Source organism: Curtobacterium sp. MMLR14_010, from assembly GCF_001865015.1.
Lineage (GTDB): Bacteria > Actinomycetota > Actinomycetes > Actinomycetales > Microbacteriaceae > Curtobacterium.
Window position 1 is genome coordinate 51622 of the sequence record NZ_MJGV01000021.1, and the last position, 12479, is coordinate 64100.

At 71.0% G+C, this 12479-nt stretch carries 11 protein-coding genes; 8 read left to right on the top strand and 3 right to left on the bottom strand.

Annotation, left to right across the window (positions count from 1 at the left end; genetic code table 11):
• Positions 1 to 58: 58 nt before the first annotated feature.
• Positions 59 to 1831, top strand: coding sequence for an ABC transporter ATP-binding protein (locus BIU98_RS04520; RefSeq protein ID WP_071272256.1), 1773 nt, complete (start codon positions 59 to 61; stop codon positions 1829 to 1831).
• A gap of 401 nt (positions 1832 to 2232) precedes the next feature.
• On the opposite strand, the gene BIU98_RS04525 is transcribed toward BIU98_RS04520, so the two are convergent.
• From BIU98_RS04525 to BIU98_RS04535, 3 genes are all read right to left on the bottom strand, one after another.
• Complete coding sequence (locus BIU98_RS04525; protein WP_071272259.1) at positions 2233 to 2796, bottom strand: PH domain-containing protein; 564 nt, start codon at positions 2794 to 2796, stop codon at positions 2233 to 2235.
• Between the two features lie 64 nt (positions 2797 to 2860).
• Entirely contained in the window at positions 2861 to 3340 is a 480-nt protein-coding gene (locus tag BIU98_RS04530; RefSeq protein ID WP_071272262.1) for a peroxiredoxin, read from the bottom strand.
• 20 nt (positions 3341 to 3360) lie between these two features.
• Positions 3361 to 4110 carry a CPBP family intramembrane glutamic endopeptidase gene (locus BIU98_RS04535; RefSeq protein WP_071272265.1) on the bottom strand — a complete coding sequence of 250 codons (750 nt, stop codon included), beginning with the start codon at positions 4108 to 4110 and terminating at the stop codon, positions 3361 to 3363.
• 138 nt (positions 4111 to 4248) lie between these two features.
• Here BIU98_RS04535 and typA point away from each other — a divergent pair, with 138 nt between their 5' ends.
• The 7 genes from typA (at position 4249) to BIU98_RS04570 (ending at position 12387) form a co-directional block, all read left to right on the top strand.
• On the top strand, positions 4249 to 6171 hold the full coding sequence (gene typA / locus BIU98_RS04540; protein ID WP_071272268.1) for a translational GTPase TypA: 1923 nt from the start codon (positions 4249 to 4251) through the stop codon (positions 6169 to 6171).
• Positions 6172 to 6303: 132 nt separating this feature from the next.
• Positions 6304 to 7494, top strand: a complete 1191-nt coding sequence (locus tag BIU98_RS04545; RefSeq protein WP_071272271.1) for an amidohydrolase — start codon at positions 6304 to 6306, stop codon at positions 7492 to 7494.
• Between the two features lie 163 nt (positions 7495 to 7657).
• Positions 7658 to 8203, top strand: coding sequence for a hypothetical protein (locus tag BIU98_RS04550; protein ID WP_071272274.1), 546 nt, complete (start codon positions 7658 to 7660; stop codon positions 8201 to 8203).
• A gap of 31 nt (positions 8204 to 8234) precedes the next feature.
• The gene (locus BIU98_RS04555) at positions 8235 to 9437 is read left to right on the top strand and encodes a PIG-L family deacetylase (protein ID WP_071272277.1); all 1203 of its coding nucleotides are present in this window, start codon (positions 8235 to 8237) and stop codon (positions 9435 to 9437) included.
• A 38-nt stretch (positions 9438 to 9475) separates the two neighbouring features.
• Positions 9476 to 9793, top strand: coding sequence for a ferredoxin (gene fdxA / locus BIU98_RS04560; RefSeq protein WP_071272280.1), 318 nt, complete (start codon positions 9476 to 9478; stop codon positions 9791 to 9793).
• 13 nt (positions 9794 to 9806) lie between these two features.
• Complete coding sequence (dapC, locus tag BIU98_RS04565; RefSeq protein WP_071272283.1) at positions 9807 to 10925, top strand: succinyldiaminopimelate transaminase; 1119 nt, start codon at positions 9807 to 9809, stop codon at positions 10923 to 10925.
• A gap of 163 nt (positions 10926 to 11088) precedes the next feature.
• Positions 11089 to 12387: a citrate synthase gene (locus BIU98_RS04570; protein WP_083392973.1), complete on the top strand. Its 1299-nt coding sequence runs from the start codon at positions 11089 to 11091 to the stop codon at positions 12385 to 12387.
• Positions 12388 to 12479: the final 92 nt, after the last annotated feature.

The window sequence follows — 12479 nt, forward strand, 5'->3', positions numbered from 1 at the left end:
GCACCATCCACTCCACCCACGCGGCTGCCACGAGCGGCCGGGAAAGGACGGGCCGACGATGAGCACGCCCGCCGCCGCGGCAGCACCGACCGCCACCAGCACCCCCGTCGTGAAGGTCTCCGGACTCGACGTCGACTTCGCCGTCGACGACGTCTGGACACCCGCCGTCAAGGGCCTGTCCTACGAGATCGCCTCCGGTGAGGTCGTCGCCCTGGTGGGCGAGTCCGGCTCCGGCAAGTCCGTGAGCTCGATGTCGATCCTCGGGCTCCTGCCGCGCAACGCCAGGGTGAAGGGCTCGGTCCAGTTCACCGGCAAGGAGCTGATCGGGCTGCGTCCCGCGCAGCTCCGGGAGTACCGCGGCAAGGAGATCGCCGTGATCTTCCAGGAGCCGATGACCGCCCTCAACCCGGTGTTCACCGTCGGGTCCCAGATCGTCGAGACGATCCGCATCCACTACGGCATGTCGCCGAGCGAGGGTCGGGCGCGCGCCATCGAGCTGCTCACCCTGGTGGAGATGCCGGACCCGCAGAAGGCCTTCGACTCGTACCCGCACCAGCTCTCCGGTGGTCAGCGTCAGCGCGCGATGATCGCGCAGTCGATCTCCTGTGACCCGAAGCTCCTCATCGCGGACGAGCCGACCACGGCCCTCGACGTCACCGTCCAGGCCGAGATCCTCGACCTGATCCGCGACCTCGCCGGCAAGCTCGGGAGCGCCGTGCTCCTGATCACGCACGACATGGGCGTCGTCGCCGACCTCGCGGATCGCATCATCGTGATGCAGCAGGGCGTCGCGGTCGAGACCGGCTCCGTCCGCGACGTCTTCGCGCGCCCCCAGCACGAGTACACGCGCACCCTCCTCGACGCCGTCCCGCGGCTCGGGCAGGCCGGCGACGAGGTCATCGACCTGACCGAGACGCTCGAAGCGGTCGTGGAGGGCGAGCCCACCGTCCACGTGTCCGACACCGTCACCCACACCGACGTCGTGTCCACGCTCGGCGAAGCCGTCCTCGAGTTCAAGGACGTCGTCATCGAGTACCCGGGCCGCGGACGCGTCAAGGCGTTCCGCGCCATCGACGGCGTCGACCTGTCCGTGCACGAGGGTGAGGTCGTCGGCCTGGTCGGCGAGTCCGGTTCCGGCAAGTCGACCCTCGGCCGCGCGGCCATCGGACTGCTCCCGATCACGTCCGGCACCCTGAACGTCACCGGCGTCGACCTGTCGAAGTCGACCCGCTCGCTGGTCCGCAAGGTGCACCAGAACGCCGGGATCGTCTTCCAGGACCCGTCGTCGTCGCTGAACCCGCGGATGACGATCGGCCAGTCGATCGGCGAGCCGTTGCTCCTGGGCAAGCAGATGCGCGGACGACAGCTCGAGCGCGAGGTGCAGGACCTGCTCGAGGCCGTGCGACTCCCCACCACCTACGCGACGCGCTTCCCCCACGAGCTCTCCGGTGGGCAGAAGCAGCGCATCGGCATCGCCCGGGCGCTGGCGCTGCGGCCGAAGCTGCTCATCGCCGACGAGCCGACGTCGGCCCTCGACGTGTCGGTGCAGGCCACGGTGCTCGAGCTGCTCAAGGACCTGCAGCGTGAGTTCCGGTTCGCGTGCCTCTTCGTCACCCACGACCTCGCGGTGATCGACGTCCTCGCGGACCGCATCGCGGTGCTCCACCACGGACACCTGGTCGAGGTCGGCACGCGTGACCAGATCCTCCGTGACCCGCAGGACGCCTACACGCAGCGGCTCATCGCCGCCGTGCCCCTGCCGGACCCGGACGTGCAGCGCGAGCGGCGCGAGCTGCGCCGTCGCATCCTGTCGGCGGGTTCCGACGACTGAGGTCGCCGCACCCCGCGCCGAACGCGCCGTCCCCTCGTCGGGGCGGCGCGTTCGTCGTCCGGGCCGGACCGACGGTCCGTGACCGCTCGGGGGACCTGAGCGCCTTCTGATCCACCGGACGGGAGGCTCGTGCCGGCCCCGCCCCGCGCCTCCCGTCCGCCCCGTGCCCGCTCCGGCACCCGCCGAGCGGTCATGTCCCGTCGGCCGGCACGCGCGGACCGGTCACGTTCCGTCGGCCGGCACGCGCGGACTGGTCACGTTCCGTCGGCTGGCCCCGCCGAGTGGTCACGTTCCGTCGGTCGGCGCCGCCGGGACCGACGCTCTGCGGCCGCTCGCCGGACGTGAGCGGGGTGTCGTGACCGCTCGCCGGGACCAGGAGCGAGCGCGGGGGAGCGCCTCCGTCAGAGACGGGCTGCGGCCATCGACGCGGCGATGCCCAGCACCGTGAGCGCCAGGATCGTCCAGCCGTGCGTCCGGTGCACGATCGGCTGCGCCGTCACCGTCGCCGGCGGCGGCCCGTCCTGTGGCGCCGCCACGGGGACCCGCGCGAGCACCTCGGCGGCCGCGCTCTCGACGGTCAGCGGCACCGAGCCTCCCGGTCGGTCGAGCCGCAGGCGGGCCGTCGGACGCGGCGCGATCCAGGTGCGACGGTCCGGTTCCGAGGACTGCAGCTCGAACCCGTACTTCGTGCGCACCCCGGTGACCCGCGGCCAGGCGTAGCTCGAGGTCCGACGGACGTCCACGACGACCAGCGCGTCCGGCGTGAGCTCGAGTCGCGGTCGCCACAGGACTGCCCACGCGACGAACGCGACGCAGATGCTCGGGACGGGGACCAGCAGCGGTGAGGTCTCCCCGCGGCCGACGAACCCGAGGACGAGCAGCACCGCGGCCACCACCCACAGCGCGATCGCGAGCGTCCGCATCCCGGGGGCGACGATGCGTGCGGTCCCGGGTGCTGTCTCCATCCTCCGATCGTAGGAGACGGCAGGTGCGAGCCCGCCCGTTCGGAGGATGGACTCGCTAGCTGAGCTAGCCGACCAGGAGCTCGATCTGCTCGCGGATCGTCTCCGCCTTCGGGAAGCGGAGCCCGACGAGACCGACGTGCCGCCACCGGACGATGCCGTCCGGGCCGATCACGAAGACGGACCGGCGCAGACCGATCCCCGGGGCCCGGACGCCGTAGGCGCTGATGACGGACCCGGCCGTGTCGCTCAGCAGGGGGAAGGTCAGCGACGAGCCGCGGGCGAAGGACTCGTGCGAGTCGAGCGCCTGCGGGCTGATGCCCCAGACGACGGCGCCGAGGTCCCCGAAGCCGTCGAGCTCCGCCTGGTAGCTGCACAGCTGAGCGGTGCAGACGGCGGTCGCGTCGCCGGGGTAGAAGGCGAGCACCGTGGTCCGGCCGATCTCGGACCCGAGGTCGTACTGGTCGTCCGTGCGGACGCCGTCGCGGACGATCATGCCCGGCAGGCTGAAGGTCGGCGCCGGTCCGCCGATCTCGGGGATGCTCATGACGTCACGCTAGCGACGCGTCAGGAGAACCAGCCGGGGAACGCATGTGCGACCCATGGGTACCCGACGAACACGGCGGCGTCGAGCAGGCAGTGCGTGACGATCAGCGGCATCAGCCGACCCCACTTCGTGTAGATCCAGCCGAACACGACGCCCATCAAGGCGTTCCCGACGAACGCGCCGAAGCCCTGGTACAGGTGGTAGCTGCCGCGGAGGACGGCCGTGGACAGGATGACCTGCCACCGTCCCCAGCCGATCTCGCCGAGGCGGGCGTACAGGTACCCGATGACGATGACCTCCTCCTGCAGTCCGGACCGGATCGCCGAGAGCAGCAGGACGGGGATCGTCCACCAGTACGAGTCGAGCGCCGCCGGGTCGACGTCCACCGTGAACCCGAGCGCCCGGCCGGTGAAGTAGAGCGCGAGCCCCGGGATCCCGATGCACAGCGCGATGAGCACCGGACCGCCGAGGTCGGGCTTCACGCGGAAGCGGTCGATGCCCAGTCGTGACAGGTGCGGGCGCCGCGCACTCCAGAGGAGGTAGCAGACCAGCGCGACCGGGGCCAGGTCCACCGCGATGCCCACGAGCTGCCGCGCCAGGTCGACGTACTGCACTGTGGTCGTCGACGAGTTCAGCGCCGTGGACTGCTGTCCGAGCGGGGTCGTCTGCGACAGGTCGTCGATGATCTGGAGCACCGAGTAGAGCGCGCTCCCGCCGAGCGAGAGCATCAGGACGATCGTGATCTCGGTCCACGTTCGCCGTCGGCTCATCTGGGGTACTCCTGTCGGTTGCGAACTACCGGTAGACTGGCGTGTCGGGCGTTCTGCCCACGGGTGCGGTGCCGATCGACCAACGGGGTTGATCACCAGCTGGCCCGACACTCTCCCAGAAATTGAAGGATGTCCTGTATGGCGCTCGCCACCCGGTCCGACCTGCGCAACGTCGCCATCGTGGCACACGTCGACCACGGCAAGACCACCCTCGTCGACGCGATGCTCACGCAGACCAACTCGTTCGACGCCCACTTCGAGGGCGAAGACCGCATGATGGACTCGAACGACCTCGAGCGCGAGAAGGGCATCACGATCCTCGCGAAGAACACGTCGGTGCTCTACAACGGCAAGCACGCGAGCGAGTTCGGCTCCGAGGGTCCCATCACGATCAACGTGATCGACACCCCGGGCCACGCCGACTTCGGTGGTGAGGTCGAGCGCGGCCTCTCCATGGTCGACGGTGTCGTGCTGCTCGTCGACGCCTCCGAAGGTCCCCTGCCCCAGACCCGCTTCGTGCTCCGCAAGGCGCTCGCCGCCAAGCTCCCGGTGATCCTGCTCGTCAACAAGACGGACCGGCCCGACTCCCGCATCGACGACGTCGTGTCCGAGTCGCAGGACCTGCTGCTCGGCCTGGCCTCCGACCTGTCGGACGAGGTCGACGACCTCGACCTCGACGCCATCCTCGACGTCCCGGTGGTCTACGCCTCGGGCCGCAACGGCGCCGCGTCGCGTAACAAGCCGGCCGACGGCACGCTGCCCGACAACGACGACCTCGAGCCGCTGTTCCAGGCGATCCTCCAGCACGTCCCGGCGCCGAAGTACGACGACGAGCACCCGCTGCAGGCACACGTCACGAACCTCGACGCGTCCCCGTTCCTCGGCCGCCTGGCGCTGCTGCGCATCTTCCACGGCGAGATGAAGAAGGGGCAGACGGTCGCCTGGGTCAAGCACGACGGCACCGTCGTCAACGCCCGCATCACCGAACTGCTCATCACCAAGGCGCTCGACCGCTACCCGGCCGAGTCCGCTGGCCCCGGTGACATCGTCGCCGTCGCTGGCTTCGACACGATCACCATCGGTGAGACCCTGACCGACCCCGAGGACGTCCGGCCGCTGCCGACCATCACGGTCGACGACCCCGCGATCTCGATGACGATCGGCACGAACACCAGCCCGCTCGTCGGCAAGGTCAAGGGCCACAAGCTCACCGCCCGCATGGTCAAGGACCGCCTGGACCGCGAGCTCGTCGGCAACGTCTCGCTCAAGGTCGTCGACATCGGCCGTCCCGACGCGTGGGAGGTCCAGGGCCGTGGTGAGCTCGCGCTCGCCATCCTGGTCGAGCAGATGCGTCGCGAGGGCTTCGAGCTCACCGTCGGCAAGCCCCAGGTGGTCACCCGTCGCGACGAGAACGGCAAGCTCCAGGAGCCGTTCGAGCACATGACCATCGACGTGCCGGAAGAGTACCTCGGCGCCGTCACGCAGCTCATGGCCGCACGCAAGGGCCGCATGGAGAACATGACGAACCACGGCACCGGCTGGGTGCGCATGGAGTTCATCGTCCCGGCCCGCGGCCTGATCGGCTTCCGGACCTCGTTCCTGACCGAGACCCGCGGCACCGGCATCGCCAACGGCATCTCACACGGCTACGGCGACTGGGCCGGCCCGATCCAGACCCGCATCAACGGGTCGATCGTCTCCGACCGGTCGGGTGTCGTGACGCCGTTCGCGATCACGAACCTGCAGGAGCGCATGACGTTCTTCACCGCCCCGACCGAAGAGGTCTACGAGGGCATGGTCGTCGGCGAGAACTCGCGCGCCGATGACATGGACGTCAACATCACGAAGGAGAAGAAGCTGACCAACATGCGTCAGTCGACCTCGGACACCTTCGAGTCGATGACGCCGCCCCGTCAGCTGTCACTCGAGGAGTGCCTCGAGTTCGCCCGCGAGGACGAGTGCGTCGAGGTCACCCCGGGTGCCATCCGCATCCGCAAGGTCGAGCTCGAAGCGGGTGCGCGCCAGCGCTCCTACGCGAAGCTCAAGCGCCAGGACGCGTAGCGGGACAGCACCCTCAGGAGGCCCGCCCTCCGTCCGACGGCCCGGTCACCTCGAAAGAGGTGGCCGGGCCGTCGGCATGTCGGCCACGTCGGCGCCGGTCTGGGCGTCAGCGCCGGGAGATACGGTGGACGGGTGACCCTCGACCTCTTCTCCCTGTACCAGGACCTGCACGCCCACCCCGAGCTCGGCTTCCAGGAGCACCGCACCGCCGGCATCGTCGCGTCCGAGCTGGAGCAGCTCGGGCTCGACGTCACCACGGGCGTCGGTGGCACGGGCGTCGTCGGGGTCCTGGCGAACGGCGAGGGCCCCGTCGTCTGGCTCCGCGCGGACATGGACGGCCTGCCGGTGGAGGAGCGCACGGGGCTGTCCTACGCCAGCACCCACCGCGGCGTGGACGAGACCGGCACCGAGGTCCCGACGATGCACGCCTGCGGCCACGACATCCACGTCACGTGGCTCCTCGGGGCGCTCGAGCGGCTCGTCGACACGCGGCAGGACTGGTCCGGCACGGTCGTGGCGGTGTTCCAGCCCGCCGAAGAGGTCATCTCCGGCGCCCGGGCGATGCTCGAGGACGGCCTGGTCGACCGCTTCCCGGCGCCCGACGTGGTCCTCGGGCAGCACTCCGCGCCGATCCCCGTCGGCACGGTCGCCGTCGGCTCCGGCCCGGTGATGGCGTCGAGCGACCGCTTCACGGTGACGTTCAACGGCCGTGGGGCGCACGGGTCCGCCCCGCAGGCCTCCCTCGACCCGATCGTCACCGCGGCGTCGGCGGTCGTGCGCCTGCAGACCGTCGTCTCGCGCGAGGTCGGCCCGAACGACGCAGGCGTCGTCACCGTCGGCAGCTTCCACGCCGGCACCCGGCCGAACATCATCCCCGACACGGCCGTCATCGAGATCTCCACCCGCGCCCGCAACGAGGACACCCGCGCGCGGATCGTCGCCTCCATCGAGCGCATCGTGCGCGCCGAGAGCGAGGCTGGTGGGCTCGCCGCACCGACCATCGAGCGGGCGCCGGGCGCGGACGTGCTCGTCAACGACGCCGACCAGGCCGCCCGCGTGCTCGAAGCCGTCGCCGCCGTCGTGCCGCGGGCCCTCGACCTGGAGTCCGGGCTCGCCATGGCGTCCGAGGACGTCGGCCAGCTCGCCACCGCCGCGGGCGTGCCCCTCGTGTACTGGTTCACCGGGATCACCGACCCCGGGCTGTTCGAGCGCGGCGAGGACATCCCGAGCAACCACTCGCCGTTCTACGCGCCGCAGGCGGAGACCGCCATCCCGGTGGGCGTGGACGCGCTGGTCGCGGCGACGCGCGCGAACGTGCGCTGACACGTCGCGTCGACCGGACGGGAGGCACGGGCCGGCCCCGGCAGTGACGTGACACTCCCAGGCAACTCAGGCCGAGCCTCCCCACCGGCACGGCCTGAGCGCCGCTGGCGCGTCGCTCAGGAACCGGCGGCGTGGGCCCAGGGTCTTCGGTTACGGTCAGCGCATGCGCAACCGGATGACGACCCCGATCGTGGCCGCCGTGGCGGCCGGCATCGCCCTGGCCGGCCTGACGGGCTGCTCCGCGGACTCCGTGAAGCAGGCCACCGACCTCGGGTCCTCGGTCGCCTCCGACGTCAGCGACGGCGTGCGGAACATCGACGGGTCTGCCATCGAGCAGGGCATGGCGAACGTCGCCGGTGGCATCGACGGCGCCCTCGACACCGCGCTCAAGGGTGCGAACGTGACGTCCGACGGCCAGGTGCCCGACGGCTTCCCGGCGTCGGCCGTGCCGCTCGTCGACGGCACCGTCCTCGGCGGTGGCACCGGTCCGAACGGCTCCGGCTGGGTCGTGCAGGTCGAGGCCCCGAGCGTCGACGACTTCGCCACCGCCGCGCAGCAGCTGACGGATGCCGGGTTCACCGAGTCGGCGAAGCGTGCGGACAGCTCGAGTGCCTTCGGCATCTTCCGGAGCGACGACCACCGCGTGGTGCTGACGTTCTCGAAGTCCGACGGGAGCGCGACCGCCACGTACATCGTCACGCCGCGCTAGCCGCGCGGGGCCGTCCCGTACCCTTGCACTGATGTCGAACGCCCCCGCGACCCGCCCCGAGCGCGTCCTCTTCGTGCACGCCCACCCCGACGACGAGACCCTGGCGTCCGGCGGCACCATCGCCACGCTGCTCGAACTCGGCGCCGAGGTGACGGTCCTCACCGCGACCCGGGGGGAGCGCGGCGAGATGCTGACGCCGGCGCTCGCGCCCCTGGCCGGCGACGGCCCGCGGGTCGCCGCGCACCGTGAGCGGGAGATCGCCGCCGCGCTGGCCGCGCTCGGTCGGCCGGCGCACCTCTGGCTCGGGGGACCGGGCGCTCGTCCGACCGACCTGCCGGCACGCCGCTACTCGGACTCCGGCATGCAGTGGGGCCCCGACGGCCGCGCGGTCGCGGCGGACGACGCCCCCGCCGACTCGCTCACCGCTGCTGACCTCGGCGAGGTCGTGGACGACGTCCGCGCGGCGATCCGGTCGACCATGGCCGATGCCGTGGTCAGCTACGCGGACGACGGCGGCTACGGCCACCCCGACCACGTGCGCGTGCACAACGCGGCCCGGTACGCCGCCCGTGCCGAGGACGTCCCCTTCTCGATGATCGTCGACCCCGCATCCGGCGAGCAGGACGTCACCGTCGACGTCCAGCCCGTCCGGGCGAAGGTGCGCGCGGCGATCGAGCAGTACCGGTCGCAGGTCACGGTCGACCCCGTCGACCCGTCCGACCCGACGGCGCTGTCCTGGGTGATGCCGCACGGTGTCCGCCAGCACGCGCCGGCGGTCGAGGCCTTCCGGCACGACGCACCGCCCGCGGCGCCCGCTCCGGAGACGTACGCGGAGATGACGCCGGCGGGCAAGGCGGCTGCGGTCGTCGTCGCCCTGGTGCTCGGGCTGCTCGCCGGTGGCCTCGGCACGGTGACGCACCAGCAGACGGTCGGGGCGTTCCCGATCGGTCTCGTGCTGACCACGCTGATCGTCGTCGGCCTGACCGTCGGCGTGCGGCTGCTGTACCGCTCGCGGGCCATGGTAGCCGCGATCGGCATCGGCGTCATCGTCGCCACGCAGATGCTCGTGTCCGTCGGTGGGCAGAGCTCGCCGCTCGTGCTGGCGAACGCCGCCGGGTACGTGTGGACGTTCGGTCCGGCGGTCGTCGCGATGCTGGCGTTGGCGTGGCCGGACCTCTCCGGTGCACGCGCCACCGCGGCGGCACGGTCAGGGTCCACCGCGCCCCGCGGGTAGACTCGCAAGCGCTCGTTTCCGAAGGGAGCACCCCGACCGTGACCTACGTGATCGCCCAGCCCTGTGTCGACGTCAAGGACCGTGCGTGCATCGACGAATGCCCCGTCGACTGCATCTACGAAGGCGACCGGTCGCTCTACATCCACCCCGACGAGTGCGTCGACTGCGGTGCGTGTGAGCCCGTCTGCCCGGTCGAGGCCATCTACTACGAGGACGACCTCCCCGACCAGTGGGCCGACTACTACAAGGCGAACGTCGAGTTCTTCGAGGAGATCGGTTCGCCCGGCGGTGCCGCGAAGGTCGGTGTGATCCACCAGGACCACGCGGTCATCATGGCCGAGCCCGCCCGCGGCTGAGCCGAGACCCCTCGTGGCGCTCGACCTCCCCGACTTCCCCTGGGACCAGCTCGTCCCGTTCAAGCAGCGCGCCGCTGAGCACGAGGGCGGCATCGTCGACCTGAGCGTCGGTTCGCCGGTGGACCCGACGCCCGCGCTCGTCCGCACCGCGCTGGCCGAGGCCACCGATGCCCACGCCTACCCCCAGGTCGCCGGCACCCCGGCGCTCCGCCAGGCCATCGCCGACTGGTACGGCCGCCGGCACGGCGTGCAGCTGACCGAGGACCAGACCCTGCCGACGATCGGCTCCAAGGAGTTCATCGCCGGTCTGGCGCTCTGGCTCGGCATCGGCCGCGGTGACACCGTCGTGTTCCCCGCCGCCGCGTACCCGACGTACGAACTCGGGGCGGCGCTCGTCGGAGCCACCGCCCTGGCGTCGGACGACCCCGCCGCCTGGCCCGACGGCACGAAGCTCGTCTGGCTGAACTCGCCCGGCAACCCGGACGGCCGCGTGCTCACGATCGAGGAGCTCCGCGTCGCCGTCGCCCGCGCCCGCGAACTCGGCGCCGTCATCGTCGGAGACGAGTGCTACGCCGAACTCGGCTGGGAACCGCCGTACGACACCACCCCGACGCCGACCATCCTCGACCCGCGGGTCGTGGGGGACTCGGTCGAGGGCGTGCTCAGCGTGTACTCGCTCTCGAAGCAGTCGAACCTGGCCGGGTACCGCGCCGCCTTCGTCGCCGGGGACGCCGCCGTCCTGGCCGAGGTCCTCGCCGTCCGGAAGCACACCGGCATGATGCCGCCGCTCCCCGTGCAGCAGGCCATGGTCGTCGCGCTGCAGGACACCGCCCACGTGCAGCAGCAGAAGGCGAAGTACCGTGCCCGTCGCGGCATGCTCCGCCGGGCGCTCGAGGGCGCCGGCTTCCGGGTCGACCACAGCGAGGCCGGGCTCTACCTCTGGGTGACGCGCGGCGAACCCGCGCTCGACACCGTGGCGTGGCTGGCGGACCGGGGGATCCTCGTCGCACCGGGCACGTTCTACGGGGTGGCCGGGGGAGAGCACGTGCGCGTCGCCCTGACCGCGACGGACGAGCGCATCGCCGCGGCCGCCCAGCGCCTCACGAGCGGACACCGGCTCGGCACCGACTGACGACCTCACTGTTCACCCGGCGTCTTCCGCAATCGTGGGTTCCCACCGGATCCCGAGCCTCCGGGTGTGCACGATCGACAGACGGCGCGATTAGGCTGTCAGCGTGACTGACACTGCCAATGACGTTCAGAAGACGGCCACACCGCCGACGACGCCCGTCCCCGTGAGTCCCGCCGACGACCAGCACGGCGAGACCGCGACGCTGACGTACCCGGGCGGCAGCGCGGAGTTCCCGATCCTCCCGAGCGTCGACGGCGCCTCGACCGTGGACATCTCCACGTTCAAGAAGCAGACGGGGATGAACACCCTCGACTACGGCTTCGTGAACACCGGCTCGACGAAGAGCGCGATCACGTACATCGACGGCGACCAAGGCATCCTGCGCTACCGCGGCTACCCGATCGACCAGGTCGCCTCCAACTGCACGTTCCTCGAGGTCGCCTGGCTCCTCATCTACGGCGAGCTGCCGTCCGAGTCCGAGCTCGCCGACTTCGACGCCCGCATCCGCCGGCACACGCTCCTGCACGAGGACCTCCGTCGTCTGTTCGACGCCCTCCCGCACTCGGCACACCCGATGTCCGTCCTGTCCAGCGCCGTCAGTGCCCTGTCGACGTACTACGAGGACGACATGGACGTCGACGACCCCGAGAAGGTCGAGCTCCAGACCGTCCGGCTCCTCGCCAAGCTCCCGGTCATCGCCGCGTACGCGCACAAGAAGGCCATCGGGCAGGCGTTCCTCTACCCGGACAACTCGCTGTCGTTCGTCGACAACTTCCTGCGGCTGAACTTCGGCACCATGGCCGAGCCGTACCAGCCGAACCCGGTCCTCTCGAAGGCCCTCGACCGCCTGCTGATCCTGCACGAGGACCACGAGCAGAACGCCTCCACCGCCACGGTCCGCCTCGTCGGGTCGACGAAGGCGAACATGTTCGCGTCGATCTCCGCCGGCATCAACGCCCTGTACGGCCCGCTGCACGGCGGCGCGAACGAAGCCGTCCTCGAGATGCTCCAGCAGATCAAGGACTCCGGCGAGCCCGTGCAGCGCTTCGTCGAGCGGGTGAAGAACAAGGAGCGCGGCGTCAAGCTCATGGGCTTCGGACACCGCGTCTACAAGAACTACGACCCTCGCGCGAAGCTCGTGAAGGAGTCCGCGGACGAGGTCCTCGAGTCCCTCGGCGTGCAGGACGACCTGCTCGACATCGCCAAGGAGCTCGAGCAGATCGCGCTCTCGGACCAGTACTTCATCGACCGCAAGCTCTACCCGAACGTCGACTTCTACACGGGCATCATCTACAAGGCGATGGGCTTCCCGCCGCGGATGTTCACCGTGCTGTTCGCCATCGGGCGCCTGCCCGGCTGGATCGCCCAGTGGCGCGAGCTGAACAACGACCCGCTGAACAAGATCGGTCGCCCGCAGCAGCTCTACGTCGGTTCGCCGGAGCGCGACCTCCCGCAGCGCTGACGCAGCCCCACCTTCCCGACCGGACGGCCCGACCACGACTCCTCGTAGCCGGGCCGTCCGTCGTCGTGCTGCCCTCCTTTCCCCCCCCCCCC